Genomic DNA, 20770 nt, shown 5'->3' with positions numbered 1-20770 from the left:
AAATATATAAACGGGAGAGTCATATGAATCTGGATGAAATCATTATCAATATAGATTTTGAGGACAGAACGGGATTAGGGTATGAGATATTCGAGGTTTGTGAGAAAAATGGAATCGATAAAATCAGCATGGAGGTCATTCCGGATCAGGGAATGTTTATCAAAATGCGGGCGATTGAGGAGAATAAATTAACGTTTCTGCAGGATTTAAGGGGAATAAAGGGTGTAAATAAGATTTCATTTCGAAACTATATGCCCTATGAATCTCGTGAACATAAATTAAACACGATTCTTAATGCTATTAGTGAGGGTGTCGTTGCTGTAAGCGAAAATGGGGAGATCCAGCATATAAACAAGCTGGCCTGTAAAATTTTTGAATGTGCAAGCGAGGAGGCATTAGGACGAGGTGCCGATGAGCTATTTGGCAAAAATCCACCGATTCTTGAGACACTCCAAACCGGGCGATCCCATCGTTTGATTGAGATGAAAATAAGAAGAAATCAAAAGTTCATTCGGATTCTGACTAGCAGCGACCCAATTGTTGACTCAAAAGGAAATGTGATTGGTGCTGTGGCAACAATAAAAGATTTTAAAGATGTGGAAGAGATTATTTCAAAGGTAGATTTAAAGAATGGTTTAACAACATTCGACGATATTATTTATCAAGGTGCAAAAATGAAATACTTAATTGAGATGGCTAAAACGGTAGCACGTGGGAATTCAACCATTATGCTTAGGGGGGAAAGCGGTACTGGCAAAGAGCTATTTGCAAGAGCCATTCATATGGAAGGAAATCGGGCAAATGCCCCTTTTATTGCTATCAACTGTGCTGCTTTGCCGGATTCATTATTGGAAAGTGAATTATTTGGTTATGAAGAGGGTGCCTTTACTGGTGCCTTAAAGGGTGGAAAAAAGGGGATATTTGAACAAGCCAACAATGGCACTATTTTTTTGGATGAGATTGGAGAAATATCCCCGTCGGTACAAGTCCGTTTATTAAGGGTACTTCAGGAGGGAACAATCCGAAGGGTAGGAGGAATGAAGGAAATTCAGGTAGATGTCCGCATTATCACTGCTACGCATCGTAATCTGGAAGAAATGATTAAAAAGGAGCTTTTTAGAGAGGATCTTTATTATCGCTTAAATGTAATTCCGTTAACAATACTACCTTTACGTGAACGAGTTGAAGATATTCAACCGATTGCGGAACACCTTTTAAGAAAAATTGCAAAGAAGCTGGGAAAAAAAGAGGTTTGGTTAACAACGGAAAGTATCAATCTTCTAAAAATGCAGGCATGGCCGGGAAACGTACGGCAGTTGGAAAATGTGCTGGAACGGGTGATGAATATGATGGATGGACAGGTAATCACGCTGCAGCATTTTTATGATTGGACGGATCTTTCAACGCCAATTCTCAAAGCTGAAAATCATGACGGTGAAGAATTTACTATAAGGGTCCCAGTCAATCAGCAATTTCCTAGCATGAAGGAAATCGTTGCTCAGGTGGAATATCAAGTTCTATCACATGTATTAAAAGAACATAATTCGTCGAGAAAAGCCGGGAAGATTCTAGGTGTATCCAACACGACCATATTAAATAAAATGAACGCCCTGGGTATTACTAGTACAGTTAAGTGACAAGTTTTTTTATCAGTGACAAATAATATTGTCACTTTTTTTTATCACTCCTTCAGAAGTCTATGGAAATTCTGGTTTTTAGAGCGCTTTCAAACTGGCATGGAACTTGCATAAATAATCAATGTAGAGCTTTTACAAGCAATTTAGTGACATTGATCTATTTTATCTTTTAGGAGGAGTTTGAATATGGCTATTAAATATGTTGCAGAACCGTTTAGAATTAAATCCGTAGAACCGATCAAGATTTTATCCCGTGAAGAAAGAGAAGAGAAAATTAAAGATGCGAAATTCAATTTATTTGGGTTAAAAGGTGAGGACGTTTACATTGACCTTTTAACAGACAGCGGAACAAATGCAATGAGTATCGATCAGTGGGCCGGCATAATGAAGGGCGACGAGGCATATGCCGGGGCTTCTAGTTTCTTTAAGCTGCGCGATGCAGGTATTGATATATTCGGTTATCAGTACATACAGCCTGTCCACCAAGGTCGTGCGGCTGAGAAGGTATTGTTCCCAACCTTTTTAACTGAAGGAAAATATGCAATCTCAAATATGTTCTTTGATACCACCCGTGCTCATGTAGAACTTGCCGGTGCAAGGGCCATTGACTGTGTCGTAGAAGAAGCAAAGGATCCTTCCATTCGCAGTCCTTTTAAAGGAAATATGGATGTTGAAAAGCTAGAAAAGTTAATCAATGAATACGGCCCAGAAAATATCGGCCTCGTGGTTATGACAATCACCAATAACTCAGCAGGCGGCCAGCCAGTTTCCATGAAAAATATGAGAGAAGTATCCGAGATTTGTAAAAAATATAATATTCCTCTTGATATTGATGCAGCTCGTTATGCAGAGAATGCATACTTTGTGAAACAAAGAGAAGAAGAATGCAAGGATATGTCTATTAAGGAAATTATTCGGCAAATGTTCAGCTATGGCGATATGTTCACCATGTCTGCCAAGAAAGATACCATTGTTAATATGGGCGGTTTAATCGGGGTTAAGGATGGTAATTCCCCATTAATTCTGAAAATAAAAGCGAACTGTATTTCTTATGAAGGATTCTATACTTACGGCGGTCTATCCGGACGAGACATGGAGGCGCTTGCAATTGGAATGTATGAAGGAATTGACGAATCTTACCTTGCTTATCGTATTGGTCAAAGCGAGTATATCGCAGCACGTTTAGATGAAGCAGGAATAGGTTACCAGGCACCAGTTGGCGGACATGGAGTGTTTGTAGATGCACAGGCTATGTTCCCGCACATTCCTTACAATGAATATCCAGGACAAGTGTTAGCGATTGAATTATATAAAGAAGCTGGAATCCGTACCTGCGATATTGGCTCTTATATGCTCGGAAATGACCCTGACACCAAAGAGCAATTGAAGGCAGACTTTGAATTTACCCGCTTGGCTATTCCAAGAAGGGTATATACACAAGCACATTTAGATGTTGTAGTGGATGCATTAATTAACATTAAAGAAAGAGCACATGAAATCAAGCGCGGATACAAAATCTCTTGGGAGCCGCCAATTCTTCGCCACTTCCAGGCAAGCTTAGAACCAATTACTGGAACAGCTGAAGAAACTGCAAAAAAAATTGAAGAGCTAGTTACAATCTAATAGAATAGCAACCAACCATTCGTGCTGGACTAACCCTGTCTATAGTATTTTTGTAAAAGGCGGCGACTTTTCAACGGGAAAGCGCCGCCTTGCTTTAAGCAAAATGAAAAAAAAATGTCGATATAATATACTTCTAAAAAGGGGATTTATAACATGAAACTGATTGAAACAGCAAATGCACCTGGGGCAATTGGACCATACTCACAAGGCTATGAGGTTAACGGAATGGTTTATATTTCAGGCCAGATTCCGGTTAATCCTGAAAATGGTGAAATTCCCGAAGGCATTCGTGCGCAAACAGAACAATCCTGTAAAAACGTCGGTGCTATTTTAGATGCTGCTGGGGTCAATTTTGAAAGCGTTTTTAAAACAACGTGCTTTTTAGCAGATATGAATAACTTCACAGCTTTTAACGAAGTTTATGCCAAGTATTTTGTGTCAAAACCTGCACGTAGTTGTGTAGCTGTAAAGGAGCTCCCAAAAGGGGTATTGTGTGAAGTAGAAGTAATTGCTGTAAAATAACAAGGTGAGTCTTTTAAAAAGTTAGTCCCTTGGAAATGAAAGTGATCGAAACAAAATAGGCTGCCGACCTCCACCTCAGTCATTCCATCTCTGAGGACGTCTACCTGTAGAATCCTCTTTCAGTCCGTCTTACCTGATTTTCTTTTATTTCAGATCCAAATTTGCTTTATTAATCATTCGTTTGTAACAATGCAAAACAAATTGGAGCGTGGGAAATATGGAGGAAAACCAAGAATTAAAAAGGGGTCTCAAAAATAGGCATATCCAGTTGATTGCTCTAGGAGGGGCTATCGGGACAGGCTTATTCTATGGCTCGGCATCAACAATCGGGCTTGTGGGTCCAGCAGTAATGTTATCGTATGCACTCGGTGGATTTTTTATTTTCCTAGTTATGCGCTGCATGGGTGAAATGACTGTACATACACCTGTTTCAGGTGCGTTTAGTACATTTGCTTATAAATATTGGGGAGAAATGGCAGGTTTTATTTCCGGCTGGAACTATTGGTTCTGTTATGTGGCTGTATCAATGGCTGAAATAACCGCGGTGGGGATCTATGTCAACTATTGGTTCCCTGATATTCCGCAGTGGGTGTCGGGATTTGTAATGTTCCTGATTATTACCGGCATAAACCTAATTGGAGTAAAAGCTTTTGGCGAAATAGAATTTTGGGGAGCAATTATTAAAGTTTTAGCAGTTATTGTTATGATTCTTTTTGGCCTTGCGATTGTTTTCTTCGGTTTTGGGTATGGAGGAGAAGCAATTGGGTTTTCGAATTTATGGGAACATGGGGGATTCCTGCCTAAGGGATTTAAAGGATTATTGTTGTCCTTGGTCGTTGTAACCTTTGCGTTTGGCGGTGTCGAGCTGATTGGTATTACTGCCGGTGAAGCAGAAAACCCTGACAAAACGATTCCTAAAGCCATCAATCAGGTACTTTACCGAATCCTTATTTTCTATGTAGGTTCCATGCTTGTATTGGTCACTTTATTCCCTTGGGATAAAGTAGGCTTAAAGGGAAGTCCATTCGTATTGATTTTTGATCAGTTAGGAATTCCAGCGGCTGCATCCATTTTAAATGTTATCGTACTTACCGCAACATTCTCTGCATATAACAGCTGCTTGTATAGTAACGCCCGCATGCTTTTCGGACTTGCAAATCAAGGAAACGCTCCGAAATTCCTAAAAAAGGTTGGGAAAACAGGCGTTCCAATTTATTGTGTATTATTCTCATCGGGTGTTGTCGGTATAGCGGTTATTTTAAACGCATTTTTGCCAGGGCAAGTATTCGGGATTGTCATGTCAATTGCAGTTCTAGCTATTATTATTAACTGGATTATGATTTTAATCACTCATAATAAGTTTAGAAGAATCATTAGTCCTAGTGAAGCAGGGCTGTTAAAGTTTAAAATGCCTTTCTACCCGATTTCCAATTATGTAACAATGGCTTATTTAGGAATGCTGATTGTTTTAATGTGGTTTCTGCCAGATTTCCGTGTATCCCTTTACCTTGCCCCTGTTTGGTTGGGTATCTTAATTATTGCCTATAAACTTAAGGGACGTGGAAAAGGAATGGACGATAGCAAATATCTTAAGAAAGCTAATTAGTCACCTAGACATTAACAGATTCATATTTAAAAAAATTGACTTTGTTGAAAATTTTAATGATCCCCTTGCATAGAAATGCGAGGGGATTCCTATTTTCAATTCTGCTCTCTCATCCGCTTTGGCGCCTTTGAAGCGACAAGTCCACATCAATCTTTAAGGGTGCCTTTGTAAATATGCCTGTTCCACGTGAAACAAATAGTGCCAAGAAGAAAGCCGCCATTTAATTAGGTGCGGGGAACCGTATAATAAATAAGCGCGTTTTTTTATTTTAGAATTTGCTGTTAGGGTAATCACTTTTCTCTTGGAGGTTAGAACATCATAAGTCTTCTTAAAGTGATAAGATAAGAATAACAGCACTCATTAATTTTAAGAATCTAAACAGATGGGAAAGTTCCACTTAATAGGAAATACTAATAAAAATAGTGGCAAAGTGGAGTGAAGAATATATGGTTGATATCAGCAAAATTATTCAAGGGAAAAATTTATCAGAAATAGAAGTCCAAATTGTACAATATATCATTATTAACATTGACAGTGTCTTGCAAATGGGAGTACGAAATATTGCGAAAGAGAATTTTACCTCTCCTGCAACTGTAATTCGCCTTTCCAAAAAATTAGGATATACGGGATTCATCGATATGTATTACCACCTCCTCCCTCTGGTTAAAAAAGCGGATTTACCGGAAAACGGCGTGATGGAGGACTTTTTTGAGATTAATTCAAAGGATTTTATGACCCATAATACAGTGGAGGATATTGGAATCTTTATTAAAAAAGTCTTAACCCTCCGCCAAAGTTATATTTTTATTTATGCTACAGGTTTTTCAGCAATTGCGGCAGAGTATTTGTACAAAAAACTATTAGTACTTGGGAGAAAGACGATTTTTGCCAGTGGAACCGATTCGATTGGCGTATTCGAAAATAATCTTGAAGATATCGGTGCTTTAATAGTCATTTCAAAATCAGGTGAAACACAGCTTGTCCTCGATAAAATACAGGCTGCCAAGGAGCACCATATTTTCACTGTTTCTTTCACAAAGGAAACTGAAAATAGGATTGCAGTGCTTTCCGATTTAAATTTTAAAATCACCGATCATAATAAACTAGATGATAGAAACATGCTGCCGAATAGTTTTTTTCCCGGTCTACTGCTGATGTTCGAATATATTGTCAAACAGTATGTTGGAACACTATTACCAAAAAAAGATAAGAATGAGTGAAACGTGTTTCAATATGTGAAACACGTTTTTTATCTTGTTGAATCTATCGACTATAAAACGGTTACATTGTATTCTAAACCTGTCAACAAAACATGATAAAAGGGGGAGGCAAAATGAAAACAAAAGTCATGGAAGGCATGCAGCGCTTTTCCAAAGCAATGTTCATTCCAGTGCTTATTTTGCCGATTGCGGGTATTTTAATTGCTCTGGGAAATTTATTTACTAATCCAAGATTAATAGAAGTTATCCCGTTTTTAGATAATCCGATTACTACTGGTTTTGGTACGATTTTAACCGGATCATTGGTTTCGATTCTCGGTAACTTGGGACTTATATTTAGTGTCGGTATTGCAGTTGGTTTAGCCAATAAAGATAAAGCGGTGGCGGGATTTACGGCCTTACTTGGCTACCTAGTATTTGTCAATGCGATGAATAAATTTATGCAGCTGAGCGGTGTGCTGTTTGAAGGCGAATCTCTGCAGGGTACCGGGCAGACCTTGGTCTTGGGTGTACAAATCCTCGATATGGGTGTATTCCTCGGGATTATCCTCGGGATTGTCACTGCGATGGTTCATAACAAATTTATTGATAAAGAATTTAAAGGTGCGTTTCAGATTTACGGCGGATCACGCTTCGTCTTTATTGTACTGATTCCAATCGTTGTTCTTTTATCAATTGGACTTACTTTTATCTGGCCGTTTTTCCAAGCCGGAATTAATAACCTTGGTACACTAATCAATCACAGTGGAAGCTTCGGTATTTTCTTATATGGAATGTTAGAGCGTTTGTTAATTCCAACCGGGCTGCACCACTTAATCTATACGCCATTCTTATATACCTCATTGGGTGGTACAGCTGAAGTTGGCGGACAAATTTTTGAAGGAGCAAGAAATATTTACTATGCGGAGATTGCAGATCCAACGGTAAAAGTGCTTTCTTCATCTGTAGTTTGGGACGCACGTGGTATTTCAAAAATGTTTGGATTAATCGGAGCCTGTTTAGCGATGTATCATACAGCCAAGCCTGAAAACAAGGCTAAGGTAAAAGCGATTTTGATTCCAGCTGCCGTTACTTCCTTTATTGCAGGTGTTACAGAACCTATTGAATTCTCATTCATGTTTGTCGCACCTCTGTTATTTGTTGTTCACGCGGCCTTAAGCGGTTTAGCGATGGTGACGTTTAATCTATTGGATGTCAGAGCCATTGGCCCAAACGGCATGATCGACTTCCTATTATTCAACCTGCCGCTTGGAATTGAAAAAACACATTGGCCAATGTACATTTTGATTGGATTAATCTTCTTCTGTATTTACTATTTGGTCTTCCGATTCTTAATCGTGAAATTTAACTTCAAGACAGTAGGAAGAGAAGATGAAGGCAACGAGACAAAATTATATTCGAAGAAAGATCTAAAGGAAAAGCAACACCAAGGAAAAACCGGGGCTTCAGGGCCGCAGGGGAATGACGGAATTGCCCCAGTGATCGTCGATGCATTAGGCGGAGCAAGCAACATTAATACAGTAACAAACTGTTACACAAGACTTCGTTTAACACTGGATAACCCTGAAAAGGTCAACGAAGAAGTTTTGAAAAGAGAAACTGGTGCCAGTGGAGTCGTGATTAAAGATAAGAATGTTCAGGTTGTTTATGGCTTACAGGTAACAAACATTAGAAAAGCTGTCGACAGCTATTTAGGATTAACAACAAACGAGTAGAACCGTGAAGAATACAAAAACAAAGATTACTAGAAGGGAATGGGGAAAATGAAAAAGTTCTCAGTCGTTATTGCAGGTGGAGGAAGTACCTATACACCAGGGATTGTTATGATGTTATTGGATAACCTGGACCGTTTCCCACTTCGAACATTAAAATTATATGATAATGATGGTGAAAGACAAGCGGTATTAGGGGAAGCTATCGAAATTGTATTAAAAGAAAAAGCACCGGATATTGAATACTGCTATACAACGGATCCGGAAGAGGCCTTCACAGATATCGACTTCTGTTTTGCACATATCCGTACTGGAAAATATGAAATGCGTGAAAAGGATGAAAAAATTCCATTAAAGCACGGTGTTGTCGGGCAAGAAACTTGTGGACCTGGCGGAATTGCTTATGGGATGAGAAGCATCGGTGATATGATTGAATTGATTGACATTATGGAAAAATACGCACCAAATGCGTGGATGTTAAACTATTCCAATCCTGCAGCCATTGTTGCAGAAGCTTGCCGCGTACTTCGTCCAAATTCAAAAGTATTGAATATTTGTGACATGCCAGTAGGAACCCTGCGCAGAATTTCGCATATCATCGGAAAAGAGCCGCAGGATTTAGAAGTCCGTTATTTCGGATTAAACCACTTTGGCTGGTGGACTAGCGTTAAAGATAAAGAAGGTAATGAATATCTGCCTCAAGTCCGAGATTATGTTGCAGAGAACGGCTATCTTACTCAAAAAGAAGTAGATACTCAACATACGGATGCCAGCTGGCAGGAAACACATAAAAAAGCGAAAGATTTGTTAGCTGTGGATCCAAGATTCCTGCCAAATACGTATTTAAAGTATTATTTATATCCTGATTACGTGGTCGAACATTCAAATCCAGAATATACAAGGGCCAATGAAGTTATCGCCGGCAGAGAAAAAACAGTTTTTTCAACAGCTAGAACCATCATTGAAAGAGGAACAGCAGAAGGCTGTGAATTTGAAATGGGCGCTCATGCAACCTTTGTCGTTGACCTAGCCCGTGCTATTGCCTTTAACACGCACGAAAGAATGCTGTTAATTGTTGAAAACAATGGTGCCATTGCGAATTTTGATGATGACGCCATGGTAGAAGTTCCATGTATAGTCGGAAGCGATGGTCCGGAGCCATTAAGCCAAGGAAAGATTCCTGAATTCCAAAGAGCGTTAATGTACCAGCAAGTAACGGTTGAAAAATTAGTCGTACAAGCTTACATTGAAGGAAGCTATCAAAAATTATGGCAGGCTTTAACACTATCAAAAACAGTACCAAGTGCAAAAGTTGCAAAAGAAATTTTGGATGATTTAATTGAAGCTAATCAAGGTTACTGGCCTGAATTAAACTAACTTTATAGATACAAAGAAGGCGAAAGGTGAAGAGCTTTTCGCCTTTTTTCTATGGGTCCTCATATCAATTGGATGAGAGCGGAATGTTCAAGAAATGGTTTGGAAGAAAAGAGACATCATTCTGTCCGTCAAAAAATTAAGTGCCTTACCTGCTATACCTGTCCAATACAATTAAAATTCTTTTTCATAATATATATGAAAGGATTTAAGACAAGGTACTCTTAGGAGGGGGACTATGAATCAACCTAATAAAAACCCAAAGCGTATATTCATTGGCAAATGGCTGTTCAATGAAATTGACCTTAACGACAAACTTCTTTTTGATAAGTTTATTAAGGAAAGTGAATGTCCGGCCACCGTCTGGTCCTCTAACTTTGCTTACCTATGGGCATCTTCACAGTCTGGAAAAAGGAAAACAGTTTGGAAAATCATTGATGGTATGCTAGTACCGTTTTTTTATAATGTGCACCATCAATATCTTTCTCTTGTTTGTTTGCCTTTTGGGAAAGGAGATGCAGAACATGTCGTTAAGGTTCTATATAAATGCATGGCATACTGCTATGAGTTGAACAAATTAACTGGAAATCAGATATATAGCAGAGTACGGACTATTAACGAAGCCCAACTACAATTTTTACAAACCTCCAAGAAATTTAATCAACGTTTCGACCCTAAGAAATTATTGGGGATTGAGAGGCATTTTAGTATTCAAAAACTCATCAGCTTGGCTGGAAAAGAATTCGCATACGTCCGCAGAAAAATCAATAAATTTCATCGCAAGTATCCTCAAGCTATTATTCGAAAATATGAAGGTGATACCGACTATCACAAAGTGATGGAATTTAATAAAAATTGGGCAAACGAGAAAGGTGAATCCATATTTGATGGTACCTACTCTAAGGAAATCTTAAAGTATCCAGATGAGTTGGACCACACTGCTTTAGTTGTTGAAATTGATGGTCAAATTGTTGGTATGACATCAGGAGGTTGTTTGCCAACGGGTCAATCTTGGACTTGTTTAAGGAAAGGTGACCATAAGGTTGAGGGACTATCAGAGCTGCTTTTATATGAGTTGGTAAAAGAAAGCTTTAAGGTCAATTCTTCTATTGAATACATGAATGACGGCAGTGATCTGGGAGATCAAGGATTAATTTTTTTTAAGGAACGGTTTAGACCAGAATTAAATTTAAACCGGTACCGGGTTTATCTTAAAGATTTTAATTACCGCTAAACCATGAAAATGGATCCTTATTTAGAAAAAATGAGGGAGAGTTTAAGATAGGATTTATATCGCTTAATTACTTCGTTCCTGATGTTATAATTAGGGATCCATCATGTTTAAACATATTGAGAGATTGTCTTACATTTCCGGTTCCATATTTGATAATTCTAGGCCTGGTAGTAGCTGGATCTCCCCATTGACAGTTGGTCACGATACCACTAGTGCCATCATCCCAGTACATAACACCATTAATATTACAACTATTGAACACAATCCCATTTTGTTTGACATGGACATAGACTACATAAGGATCCGTTACACCATCACAAAGAATATTACAATTATTAAAAGCTACGTAGGTGTTATTATTGGTCGTAAATATGGCTTGTATATTAATTGCCCTTGCTTTACTGTATATCCAACACCCGTCAAATACAACGTCAGACATATCGACCCCCGTAACAGCAAAGTTGGTATTTAAGTCAATAATCACGTGTGAGAATTTAAAAGCCAATCCTTGGACCACATTCACACCCCATCTGGCTGAACCAATGTAACCACCTAAGAACATACAGCCCTCTGGTCGTCTGATAAAGCCCTGGTACGTTGCTCCATTTACATACACTCCATAATTTAAACCACTGAACTGACACCCAACAAAGGTGTTATTCACAATTTGACCCTGTATTTTTAAGCCGGTGTCCCTGATATAAGAGGTGGATATAAATTCAAAATAACATCCCCATACTTCCGCTAGAAATAAACCGGTGGAAACATGATAGATTGAAATATTTTTAAATGTACAGTTATAGACAGCATGGTTAACGCTGGAGGATTGCGTAATTTTCCTCTGATCAGATGTCCCCATATACATACCAATAAGGTTACTATAATTGGCATTTCCATCAATTTGCAAATCCTTAATAAATCTAGTGCTCATAGTTAAATCTGTTCCGGCGGCGGGTTCTCGGCCCTTTACCCAAAGCATGGTATTAACAGGAACACTGGCACCTAAAGACATATGATACCATGTAACGCCAACCTTTATTACGGCATTATTACCAATAATCGAGATATAGTCCGGGATTTCTAATGTTTGTGAAATTACATAGGTTGTGCGAGGTTTAAGGTTTACAATCCCCATCCCCCCTTGTGCACTGGCCATACAGTTTTTCAAGGCTTGTGTATCATCTGTAACACCATCGCCTTTTGCCCCGAAATCCTCCGGTAGTAGATAGTAATTCATACAGGTTAGAAATCAACTCCTTAAAAAATAATTACACACAACGCAACACCGTAAAGAATGTATCTTATTTAGGTGTATATGCTGAAATTTAGGCAAATATCATAACATTTTAGGCGGCCATATGCCTTTTTGAAAATATCAGTACTTTTTGCAATAACTGACTGTATAAAAGATGCGGTGAACAGACCATAAATAGTAGCAAAAGAAATGGAGCCAGTGTGAAAACTTGGCTCCATTTACATGTTAAGGTATTATCTCTATATCTGATAAGGTACTAATTAAACTGCGGCATCATTAATTGAATCTCGTCTGGTGTTAGTATCAACCTTATTAGAGTGCGCATTTCTAACGGGTACGATTGCCAGAGCTGCAGCTGCGAGCAATCCTGGTATAGCAAATGCGATGAAATTTAAGTGAATTGGAAGAGATACGGATAAAAGGAATCCACCTAATAGCGGACCAAGCATACCTCCAATTCTCCCGATACCGGATGCCATCCCTAAGGCAGTTGATCTGATAGATGGTGGATAGTACTGGGAAACATAAGCCTGTACAATATTTTGTGCACCTATTGTAGCAGCACCGGCAATGGCTACAAGGAGATAAATCACAAAGGAATTTCCGCTAAAACCAAGTAAAGTCAAAGCAATTGCCCCTGATGCATACATTGGAACAAGCATCTTTTTGGAACCATATTTATCACAAAGCCGTCCTATGATTAGCGTTCCGATAATGGCACCTCCTTGAAGGGTGACTAGGAAGGCTAAACTTGAATTTAGTCCATATCCAGCATCAATCATCAGCTTAGGAAGCCAAGTATTTAAACCGTAAACCATCAATAAGCAGCTGAAAAAGGCAATCCAAAACATAACCGTACTTAAAGCCCTTTTATCTTGAAATAATCCAATAATCGGAACCTTTGTATCTTTTTCCCTAAGCTCTTCAAACTCATCATTCTGTTGGATGTCCATCTCAGGATTTACCTTTAATAGAGTTGCAACCAACTTGTCCCTTTTTCCAGTCCTAATAAGATGACTGGCAGTTTCCGGTAATTGTTTATACATAATTGGCAGCATAACAAGAGGAAGGCCCGCAAACCAAAAAATAGATTCCCAGCCGAATTTAGGCATAATAAAGATTCCTAATAAAGGTGCAAGAATTCCTCCGACCGAATAGCCGCATAGAACAACTGATACAATCATACTTCTCATTGTTTTAGGAGCATAATCTGTTAATAACGCAATGACATTGGGCATGATCCCTCCAAGCCCCAGGCCAGCTAAAAATCGATAGGTTGAAAACATAGTGGGTGTTTCGGCAAAGCCGCATAGGAATGTAAATAAACTAAATAATATCAATGTAATAGCAATGACATTTTTCCTGCCAATCCGGTCAGCAAGTGTTCCGAAAAGGATAGCGCCAAACATCATTCCGAATAAGCCATAACTTCCTATTGCCCCTGCTTCTACCGGGGTTAGACCCCATTTTTCAATTAAAATTGGTACGACGGTTCCATAAACAACGAGATCATATCCATCGAACAAAATAATGAGAAAACTCCAAATAAGCAGGCTCAAATGGAAGCGGTTAAATTTACTGTTAGCAATAACCTCTGCCGAATTAATGGTTTTCACATTTTCTCCCCCTCTTTACAATTTATTGATAGCGCTTACTAAATACAAGTGAGTTACTAACCTTTGCACTTCACTAATAGTGAATATTGTTCTCTACTAAGAGATTATATACGGCAATTAATTTGATTTCAATATAAAAAAAACAATTTTTAAAGTTTTCTGAAATATAAGTTAAGATGTCCACTTGGGAAGTTTTAGTAGGTCTTGAAGGAATTGTCTTGTAAAAGGGTAGAAGAAATGGCTAAAGCTGTACTATTAAGGATAGTGCGGGGAACCTTATCATAAATGGAGCAGTTTCTTCGAAAATAATTTCATGTGGTGGCTGATAATATTAAAACAAGGAGGCCAATGGTGAAATACATTGGCCTCCTTGCTTTGGTATATTAAGCAATTTCTTGCTGGAAACACGGATCATTGAAGTAAACAACTTCAGAAAGAACTTTATAGCCCTTTATGTCTTTTAGTTTCTCTCTTGCTTCTTGTTCTGTTTTAAATTCAAACATAGAAATTTTTGAATCTAAATAACAAGTAATAATCCACATTAAAATCTCTCTCCCTATTTTTAAGTATTCTGTCTTGTAGACAGTACTTCTATCAATCACCCGTTAAATCTTGCTTGCATAACCCTCAATTCAAAATCTAGGATGTATTATCAATTGCTACAGACCAATCATAATGCAATAATAGAATTAAATAAAATGCAAAAAAGATATACGATGATATAAAAAAATATTATATCGGATATTTTGGAGGTAAATAGTGGATTACCGTGATTGGGAAATACTGAAGGTCCTCTATAGTCAGAAGAATATATCGAAAGCAGCGCGGCTATTGTTTATTACCCAGCCGGCATTAACCAACCGTTTAAAGAACATGCAGGAAGAATTAGGTGTCAAAATCGTAACACGAGAAAGCAGAGGGGTTCATTTTACTCCAGAGGGAGAATATCTTGTTCATTGTGCTGATGATATCATTGCTCAATTTAATAATATAAAAGAGCATGTCCGGAATATGAGTAAAACGTCCGGTAATGAAGTCGCAGGAACATTGAAATTAGGTGTATCTTACTTTTTCGCCAACTATGAACTGCCCCATATTTTAAAATTGTTTAAAGGTCAATATCCTCATGTGGAATTTAAAGTGATTACTGGCTGGAGTAAAGATGTAACACATTCTATACACAATAAGGATGTTCATATTGGCTTTGTTCGGGGTGACTATAGCGGTAAAGGACTAAAGAAACATCTATTATTTGAAGAAACAGTTGCTGTTACGTCTAGTGAGCCAATTGATATGGTGAATTTGCCTAATCTCCCCAGAATTGACTATAGCGGCGATTACCTTTTAAATTCATTAATTGAAAATTGGTGGGCCGAAAACTATACCCAGCCGCCGCTAATCAGTATAGAAGTGGATCAGGTGGATACTTGTAAGCAAATGGTTATTAATGGATTAGGCTATGGAATCATGTCTAGCAGAATGCTTAAGGATAGTAAGGAATTAAAAAAGTACGACTTGACTGACCAAAATGGGAAACCCATATTAAGGAGTACATGGATGTACTACCATAAGGAATCCTTGGAATGGAATGTCGTGAAGGTCTTTGTGAATTTTATTGAATCATTGGAGTTACACCAAGCGCATTGAAAAATAGGAAAGGGGGCCTTTTTTATTGTTAAGGCTCCCTTCCCCTTTTGGAATAAGAAGGTTCTCACTTATCGGTTGGGGAACCAGGTGAGCACCTGCTTTGAAAAATAGACGGAAAAATTCCGCTTACTTTGTAAATACAAATAAAAATAGTTTCAATAGACGGAGAGATTCCGCCTATTGACCCGAAAAACGTGAAAATGAGGAATTTTGCTATACATAGTCGGAAAAACTCCCCTTATTTACCTCGAAGCGAGCTCCATTCAGCATTTAACCGGAAATTCTCCGTGTATTTTACGCTTGCTGGTTACTCGTTTAAGGACAAGAAGCTGCAGAATAGTTAATTTAATTCCTGACTTAATATAAAAACAGTTCTACTACAAAAACTGAAAAACTGGCCAATAGGGCAACACTCACTAAGCTGGCCCCCCGGTAGGCAAAAAGAATGGCAACAATAAATCCAGCTAATGCGGACCAGGGCGATGCCGTTGCGTCTAAAATTGCCGGAAAGACCATCACTGCTAATGTCACATATGGAACATAGTATAAAAATGATCGGATAAAGACATTTTTGATTTCTTTTCTGATGAGTGTAAGCGGCAGCACTCTAATGAGGTACGTCACAACTGCCATCACTAAGATATAAAAAATAGCATTATTCATATTCTTTACTATGCTCCTTTACCGGAAATACAAACGCTGCGACACCTGCAATCAAAATCGTTAAGATGATAATCTTTAATCCGGATGAGATGGACTGAAGGATTTGCAGCTCTGCAAATACCAGGCTTAGTACCATAGAGATGATAATCACTCCAGAAAGGATTTTATTCCCTTTTGCCGGAGGGATAATGACAGCAAGCAGCATTCCGAACAGTGCAATACTTAATGCACTAATCATCCTTGGCGGCAGAATATCTCCGGATATAACGCCAAATAATGTACCAAGAGCCCACCCTGGCACCGCAGCACTCATTACACCGTAAGCGTAATAAGGGCTTAACTTTCCGGGAACGCCAATAGACACTCCAAATACCTCATCTGTAATACCATATGCCATGAGTAATCGATGGTAAATGGGCGTGTTTGGGTCAATTTTTTGGGATAAAGCAAATGACATTAGAAAATATCTAGAGTTAATAATTAGCTGTGTGACAGCAATTTCGACGACTGCTGCGGCAGTGGCAATAAGCGTCAACCCGGCAAACTGTCCAGCTGATGTTAAATTAGTCACCGACATCAATAATGCTTCAAATGGATTTAGCCCGGCTTGCTTGGCAAGAATGCCAAAAGTAAACGAAACCGCAAAGTAACCCATTGCAATGGGAATTCCGTTCTTTAACCCGCTTTTCCATTCTCCAATATTTGTTTTCATTTTCTCTCTTTCTCTCCTCTAACATTGCTGCCATAAAATAGAAATTTAATCAGAAGCATAATTATGTGACAGGCACTACGTTTTTAAATTTGAAATATCCATACGATGATGGGTCCTAGAAACGAGCCAATGACTGCACATATTGTCATCGTAACGGAACTCATCGAAAAGGTAAGTTCACCGTATTCGGCAGCTTTTGATGTTCCTATGGCATGTGAGGCACTGCCAAGAGCAATCCCTCTGCCAATGGGACTAGAAACTCGGGTGAACTTAAAGATCACAGGAGCTGCTATTGCACCAAAGATTCCAGCAATCATGACGCCTACGACTGCCAGCGAGGCATTACCTCCCAATCCTCTAGTCACTTCTATGGCAACAGGGGTTGTAAGGGACTTTGGGATTACTGATAGAATCAACGTCTGATTGAGTCCTAATATCTTAGATAGGAATCCAACGCTTACCATACCAGAAAAAGCGCCAACCAAAACCCCGCCTAATATGGGGAATAAATGTTTGATTATAAAATGACGCTGCTTATACAAAGGATAGGCAAGTGCTACAACGGATGGACCCAAAAGGGAACTAATCCATTGCCCGCCAATCATATAATTTTCATAAGGAATTTGAAGCACGCAAAGGATAATGATAATGAGAGTCGTTGACGTTAAAACGGGAATTAAAAATGAGTAAGAATATCTTTTATAAATTCTAGTTGTTATAAAAAAGGCAGCGACCGTTAATAAAATCATCCAGAGTGTGAATAGGGCTTTTTCCATTCTTTCTCATCCTTCCCTTTCTGCGCTTTTCTCTCAAAATATTGACCTGCTATTCCTGCTGCTACAATGGTGAAGATGGTGCTTAACAGAACGACCGCAATGAATAAAGCGCCGTGAAAAGAAAGCAGAGAAGAATAATTCATGATCCCAACGGTAGCCGGAATAAAAAATAACATTAATATACTTAACAGAAAACCTGCTCCATTCTCAATAAACTTTACAGGGATTATTTTCAAATATAAACATAGGAAAAGCAGTAAAAGTCCTATAATACTACCAGGAATGACCAAGTGAAAAAGATTGTGAATTACGGTTCCAGCAAGATAAAAAAGAGACAAAATACCAGTTTGCAAAATGATGATTAAAATTTTCATGCTTGCATTGCTCCTGTTTTTTAGGAGCAGCTTCCCTTCTTTCTTATAATTTGATTTAAAAAGGTGCCTGTCACCATATTTTGTCCTAATGAAAAAACTCCTCGTTCTGTTCATAAAACGAGGAATTTTAGATGATGAAGCAAAACTACCAAACTATTATATCATAATTAGTTTGGTAGTTTTGCTAGGTTGATAGTTGAGGCTCCGGGACCTGATCGAGGGTGGCATAATAACCTTTTAATCCGCATTACATTTGGAGCCGATATACAAGCACGCTATATTACCGGATCTAGTCACGGTGAACCTGAATGGGTTTATATTTAGCTGTTGAAATTTTGGAAGGTTCCCCAATTTTCCCGCTTTGCAAACTGGGGATAAGAGGACATAAAGTTAATAAAGATGGGAGCTTGATCTAAATGAGGGTATGCATTGAAAAATAACCTATCGCCGTACCGAATGGCTGTTAGTGCTAGCGGCAGTTCACGTCTAAATATTTCATTGCGTTTTGCTGATATATTTTGGGTATATTGCCCTTGATCTATAGATACATAAACACAATAATACAAGGAATTTCCACTTTGTTTCCATTCACCTAATACTTCATCTCTCATGGAATTGATTTTATCCCAAGCATAATCAATTCCAATGTCCAAAAATAAATCACCTGTTAAATCAGAGTGCGTTAGTGTGTAACGCCTTGGAATAACAGGTTTCGTAACATCAGCACCGGGTCTGTAGTTCACAGATAGTTTTTCAGGAATAAAATTGCTCAAAGCAATCAACTCCAATCGTTTTTTTTATCATTATGCCGATGATCATTTGTTTATTCGGGGATATATGCATATTTTTAAAAAGAAAGGGCAAAAAAAGTTTATTATAATACAAAAAATTACAAATGTAGACATAGATTTAGGTAGTAAATACTTGTATAAAAAGGGTAGACAATAAAATAGACTCAGGGCAATCTATCTGAATTGTAAATGCAAAAGGAGATCATAATTTTAATGAAAATACCGGAGGGACGGTTCTGGTGGCTCTAATGCCACCAGAACCGTCCCCCCGGCTTTCCTGGCTGTTTTACTCGCCTACATCTGCCCACTTATATTCGTAGGTTGCACCAAATGGATTCACAAACACCCCTTGGATTCTAGGAGATACTAATTGTGCTCTTGAAGCCTGGTAAACAGGGGCAATTACTGCGTCTTCAAACAGCACTTTTTCCGCCTCTAAGAAGTTTTTATAGCGTGCTTTATTATCTGTAGCAAATATTGTTGCTGTTTCATTAACCAACTTGTCATATTCCGCACTAGAATATCCAGTCATATTGTTCCCGCCATCTGTAATCCATAAGTTCATGTAAGTAAATGGATCAAGGAAGTCAGGGCCCCATCTAGTAAGCTGAAGTTGATAATCCATACTTTTATCTAAATCAAGACGTTGCTTTTTAGGAATTTGTTTAATGTTGATCTTTAATCCTTCTAAATTTGTTGAAAGTTGGTTTGCAACGTATTCAACTAGGTTTTTAGTTGTCTTGTCATCATCTGCTAAGAACTCAAGTTCAACGAAATCAGTTCCTAATTCCTCCAATCCCTTTGCCCAAAACTCTTTTGCCTTCTCGAGATCATACGTGACTAGATCTCCACTTACTTTACGGAAATCCTCACCTGTCTCAGGCATAGGTGTAAAGTCTTTTGGAACCAAGCCATTTGCAGCGATGGATCCGTTGTTTAAAATCTCACCTACTAATGCTTCTTTGTCAAATGCTCTGCTGAGAGCAGCACGGATATTCTTATTCGCCAATGCCTCTGACTTTGTTTGATTAAACTTTAAGAAATAAACAAATGTATCTGCTGAAACTGTATAGTCGTCACTAGTAGAATATTGGTCGACCAAGTCGGATGTTAAGTCCATACGATCAACTGTACCTTCTTCATATAAATCAAGTGCAGTTTGCGGGTCCTTTACGACTTTGAAAGTCAGTTTATCCATTTTTACCGTTTTTGCATCCCAATAGTCTTCATTCTTTACTAATTCCCATGAATCACTTGTGCTTGACCAATTAGAAATTTTGTAGGGACCATTTGCTAATAAGTTTTCCGAACTTGTTGCAAAACTATCGCCCTTTTCCTCTATAAACTTTTTATTTACCGGAAAGAATGTTCCGAATGTCGTTAATGTTTCAAAGTATGGTGTTGGATTTTCTAATTCAACGACGAGTGTAAAATCACCGTCAGCTTTTACTCCTAACTGATCAACGGCCGCCTCGCCCTTGTTAACAGCTGTAGCGTTTTTGATTACTCCGCTCATCATATACGGGCCATATTCTGAAGCTGTAGCAGGATCTACGGCACGCTGCCAAGCATATACAAAGTCGTGAGCTGTTACCTTATCACCATTTGACCATACAGCATCTTCACGTAATGTAAATGTCCATGTCAGACCGTCATCACTAACTTTATGACTGGTGGCTATCCCAGGAGATGGCTGCGTCTTTTCATCCAGCCGGTATAAACCTTCCATGGTAGCCGCTAAGTAGATAAAGGAAGACTCATCTGTTGCTAAAGCTGGGTCCATTGATGGAATTGCTTCAGGATTTAAAAAGTTAAGTACTTTTTCCTCTGCCGCCGTGTCATCCGTTTTTGTGCCCGCTGGTTCCTTTGTCTCATCAGAACATGCAGCGAGTACACTTAGCATCAATCCAAATACCAAGAGTAATAGCAAATTTTTGACCTTCATTCATTTTCCCCTCCTAATTTTATCTAATTCCAAATATTATATATGTATAGAATATTCGGACTA

The 20770-nt window shown here is 38.5% G+C and carries 18 protein-coding genes; 9 read left to right on the top strand and 9 right to left on the bottom strand.

What is annotated here, in order from left to right:
* Positions 1-23 precede the first annotated feature (23 nt).
* From AC2TFD_RS30180 to AC2TFD_RS30145, 8 genes are all read left to right on the top strand, one after another.
* Complete coding sequence (locus AC2TFD_RS30180; RefSeq protein ID WP_484674733.1) at positions 24-1637, top strand: sigma 54-interacting transcriptional regulator; 1614 nt, start codon at positions 24-26, stop codon at positions 1635-1637.
* 186 nt (positions 1638-1823) lie between these two features.
* A complete protein-coding gene (locus AC2TFD_RS30175) occupies positions 1824-3260 on the top strand; it encodes a tryptophanase (protein WP_484674732.1) in 1437 nt (478 codons plus the stop codon).
* Between the two features lie 153 nt (positions 3261-3413).
* Positions 3414-3782 (top strand): RidA family protein, encoded by a 369-nt coding sequence (locus AC2TFD_RS30170; protein ID WP_484674731.1) that lies wholly within the window; start codon positions 3414-3416, stop codon positions 3780-3782.
* A gap of 217 nt (positions 3783-3999) precedes the next feature.
* The gene (locus AC2TFD_RS30165; protein ID WP_335511807.1) at positions 4000-5388 is read left to right on the top strand and encodes an amino acid permease; all 1389 of its coding nucleotides are present in this window, start codon (positions 4000-4002) and stop codon (positions 5386-5388) included.
* A 446-nt stretch (positions 5389-5834) separates the two neighbouring features.
* The gene (locus AC2TFD_RS30160; RefSeq protein ID WP_484674730.1) at positions 5835-6608 is read left to right on the top strand and encodes a MurR/RpiR family transcriptional regulator; all 774 of its coding nucleotides are present in this window, start codon (positions 5835-5837) and stop codon (positions 6606-6608) included.
* 113 nt (positions 6609-6721) lie between these two features.
* A complete protein-coding gene (locus AC2TFD_RS30155; RefSeq protein WP_484674729.1) occupies positions 6722-8323 on the top strand; it encodes a PTS transporter subunit EIIC in 1602 nt (533 codons plus the stop codon).
* Positions 8324-8371: 48 nt separating this feature from the next.
* On the top strand, positions 8372-9697 hold the full coding sequence (locus AC2TFD_RS30150) for a 6-phospho-alpha-glucosidase (RefSeq protein ID WP_484674728.1): 1326 nt from the start codon (positions 8372-8374) through the stop codon (positions 9695-9697).
* A 235-nt stretch (positions 9698-9932) separates the two neighbouring features.
* Positions 9933-10928 carry a phosphatidylglycerol lysyltransferase domain-containing protein gene (locus AC2TFD_RS30145; RefSeq protein ID WP_484674727.1) on the top strand — a complete coding sequence of 332 codons (996 nt, stop codon included), beginning with the start codon at positions 9933-9935 and terminating at the stop codon, positions 10926-10928.
* A gap of 67 nt (positions 10929-10995) precedes the next feature.
* Here AC2TFD_RS30145 and AC2TFD_RS30140 read toward each other — a convergent pair whose 3' ends face one another.
* From AC2TFD_RS30140 to AC2TFD_RS30130, 3 genes are all read right to left on the bottom strand, one after another.
* A complete protein-coding gene (locus tag AC2TFD_RS30140; protein WP_484674726.1) occupies positions 10996-12165 on the bottom strand; it encodes a glycosyl hydrolase family 28-related protein in 1170 nt (389 codons plus the stop codon).
* Between the two features lie 278 nt (positions 12166-12443).
* Complete coding sequence (locus AC2TFD_RS30135; protein ID WP_484674725.1) at positions 12444-13799, bottom strand: MFS transporter; 1356 nt, start codon at positions 13797-13799, stop codon at positions 12444-12446.
* Positions 13800-14182: 383 nt separating this feature from the next.
* Complete coding sequence (locus AC2TFD_RS30130) at positions 14183-14341, bottom strand: hypothetical protein (RefSeq protein WP_335511822.1); 159 nt, start codon at positions 14339-14341, stop codon at positions 14183-14185.
* Between the two features lie 217 nt (positions 14342-14558).
* On the opposite strand from AC2TFD_RS30130, the gene AC2TFD_RS30125 reads away from it, so the two are divergent.
* Positions 14559-15446 carry a LysR family transcriptional regulator gene (locus AC2TFD_RS30125; RefSeq protein ID WP_484674724.1) on the top strand — a complete coding sequence of 296 codons (888 nt, stop codon included), beginning with the start codon at positions 14559-14561 and terminating at the stop codon, positions 15444-15446.
* Positions 15447-15803: 357 nt separating this feature from the next.
* Here AC2TFD_RS30125 and AC2TFD_RS30120 read toward each other — a convergent pair whose 3' ends face one another.
* From AC2TFD_RS30120 to AC2TFD_RS30095, 6 genes are all read right to left on the bottom strand, one after another.
* Positions 15804-16109, bottom strand: coding sequence for an AzlD domain-containing protein (locus tag AC2TFD_RS30120; protein WP_484674723.1), 306 nt, complete (start codon positions 16107-16109; stop codon positions 15804-15806).
* The gene (locus AC2TFD_RS30115; protein WP_484674722.1) at positions 16102-16821 is read right to left on the bottom strand and encodes an AzlC family ABC transporter permease; all 720 of its coding nucleotides are present in this window, start codon (positions 16819-16821) and stop codon (positions 16102-16104) included. Before AC2TFD_RS30115 ends, AC2TFD_RS30120 begins: the two co-directional genes overlap by 8 nt.
* An 83-nt stretch (positions 16822-16904) precedes the next feature.
* On the bottom strand, positions 16905-17597 hold the full coding sequence (locus AC2TFD_RS30110) for an LrgB family protein (protein ID WP_484674721.1): 693 nt from the start codon (positions 17595-17597) through the stop codon (positions 16905-16907).
* A complete protein-coding gene (locus tag AC2TFD_RS30105) occupies positions 17567-17971 on the bottom strand; it encodes a CidA/LrgA family protein (RefSeq protein WP_484674720.1) in 405 nt (134 codons plus the stop codon). The genes AC2TFD_RS30110 and AC2TFD_RS30105 overlap by 31 nt, the downstream gene beginning before the upstream one ends.
* A 320-nt stretch (positions 17972-18291) precedes the next feature.
* Positions 18292-18744, bottom strand: coding sequence for a staygreen family protein (locus AC2TFD_RS30100; RefSeq protein ID WP_335511834.1), 453 nt, complete (start codon positions 18742-18744; stop codon positions 18292-18294).
* A 304-nt stretch (positions 18745-19048) separates the two neighbouring features.
* Positions 19049-20707 carry a peptide ABC transporter substrate-binding protein gene (locus tag AC2TFD_RS30095; RefSeq protein ID WP_484674719.1) on the bottom strand — a complete coding sequence of 553 codons (1659 nt, stop codon included), beginning with the start codon at positions 20705-20707 and terminating at the stop codon, positions 19049-19051.
* Positions 20708-20770: the final 63 nt, after the last annotated feature.

This window comes from Neobacillus sp. plas4, from assembly GCF_057221695.1.
Note: the sequence above shows the minus strand (reverse complement) of the source record. Positions and strands in the feature narration are given on the sequence as shown.

Bases quoted from the DNA above. Each gene is read 5' to 3' on its own strand.
- AC2TFD_RS30180 (WP_484674733.1), top strand. From the start codon at position 24: ATGAATCTGGATGAAATCATTATCAATATAGATTTTGAGGACAGAACG.
- AC2TFD_RS30175 (WP_484674732.1), top strand. From the start codon at position 1,824: ATGGCTATTAAATATGTTGCAGAACCGTTTAGAATTAAATCCGTAGAA.
- AC2TFD_RS30170 (WP_484674731.1), top strand. From the start codon at position 3,414: ATGAAACTGATTGAAACAGCAAATGCACCTGGGGCAATTGGACCATAC.
- AC2TFD_RS30165 (WP_335511807.1), top strand. From the start codon at position 4,000: ATGGAGGAAAACCAAGAATTAAAAAGGGGTCTCAAAAATAGGCATATC.
- AC2TFD_RS30160 (WP_484674730.1), top strand. From the start codon at position 5,835: ATGGTTGATATCAGCAAAATTATTCAAGGGAAAAATTTATCAGAAATA.
- AC2TFD_RS30155 (WP_484674729.1), top strand. From the start codon at position 6,722: ATGAAAACAAAAGTCATGGAAGGCATGCAGCGCTTTTCCAAAGCAATG.
- AC2TFD_RS30150 (WP_484674728.1), top strand. From the start codon at position 8,372: ATGAAAAAGTTCTCAGTCGTTATTGCAGGTGGAGGAAGTACCTATACA.
- AC2TFD_RS30145 (WP_484674727.1), top strand. From the start codon at position 9,933: ATGAATCAACCTAATAAAAACCCAAAGCGTATATTCATTGGCAAATGG.
- AC2TFD_RS30140 (WP_484674726.1), bottom strand. From the start codon at position 12,165: ATGAATTACTATCTACTACCGGAGGATTTCGGGGCAAAAGGCGATGGT.
- AC2TFD_RS30130 (WP_335511822.1), bottom strand. From the start codon at position 14,341: ATGTGGATTATTACTTGTTATTTAGATTCAAAAATTTCTATGTTTGAA.
- AC2TFD_RS30120 (WP_484674723.1), bottom strand. From the start codon at position 16,109: ATGAATAATGCTATTTTTTATATCTTAGTGATGGCAGTTGTGACGTAC.
- AC2TFD_RS30115 (WP_484674722.1), bottom strand. From the start codon at position 16,821: ATGAAAACAAATATTGGAGAATGGAAAAGCGGGTTAAAGAACGGAATT.
- AC2TFD_RS30110 (WP_484674721.1), bottom strand. From the start codon at position 17,597: ATGGAAAAAGCCCTATTCACACTCTGGATGATTTTATTAACGGTCGCT.
- AC2TFD_RS30105 (WP_484674720.1), bottom strand. From the start codon at position 17,971: ATGAAAATTTTAATCATCATTTTGCAAACTGGTATTTTGTCTCTTTTT.
- AC2TFD_RS30095 (WP_484674719.1), bottom strand. From the start codon at position 20,707: ATGAAGGTCAAAAATTTGCTATTACTCTTGGTATTTGGATTGATGCTA.